Origin of the sequence: Clostridium boliviensis, assembly GCF_033342255.1 — a bacterium.
In the GTDB taxonomy this organism is placed as follows: Bacteria; Bacillota; Clostridia; order Lachnospirales; family Lachnospiraceae; genus Lacrimispora; species Lacrimispora boliviensis.
The window spans coordinates 1-549 of sequence record NZ_JAWONS010000198.1; the positions used below are offsets into that span (position 1 = coordinate 1).

Genomic DNA, 549 nt, shown 5'->3' on the forward strand with positions numbered 1-549 from the left:
CTTGACAGATGGAAACAAATCTTTAAGAGTGGTTACTCATCAATGATGATTCCGAAACATCCGCACCCACTCTTGCACCTCCGGATCTGGATATTTTTCCCAACGCTCATACAAGGTCTTTCCGCCATCGGGTAAAAACTGTGCAGCACTGACGGCCTCAAAGCGGGGATCAGGCTGTTGGGGAGGAAGATTGAAAAACCATTCCAACCCTTCGTGATCCACTTTACCCATGGCAACCAGCGGCCTTAAGCACAGGGATGCCTGAAAAACAGGATACTCAAGCTCTTTTGAGTCAAGTGCCGCTTGCAGTGCCAAGAATATGTCATCAGCCAGTGTCTTAAAATGAAGTGTGTGCGGCCTTTCTTTTGTGGGTGTTAACATACGTGTGAACGACCCTTCAAGAAAAGCATGCTTCCCATAAATTTCAGGGGAAAGAAACCGTCGAATTAGGGGCTTGTGAATCTCCCAATCATCTATGGGGCGCAAAACTCGAAACGCCAGTTCTTCATAGGCACAATCCTCTCCCCACAACCGATGAGGAAAAAGAGC

At 47.5% G+C, this 549-nt stretch carries 1 protein-coding gene; it reads right to left on the bottom strand.

Features of this window, described 5'->3' with window-relative positions; all coding sequences use genetic code 11:
• Window positions 1-39: 39 nt before the first annotated feature.
• On the bottom strand, window positions 40-549 hold a 510-nt coding region (locus RZO55_RS12465), incomplete at its 5' end, for a hypothetical protein (protein ID WP_318064611.1).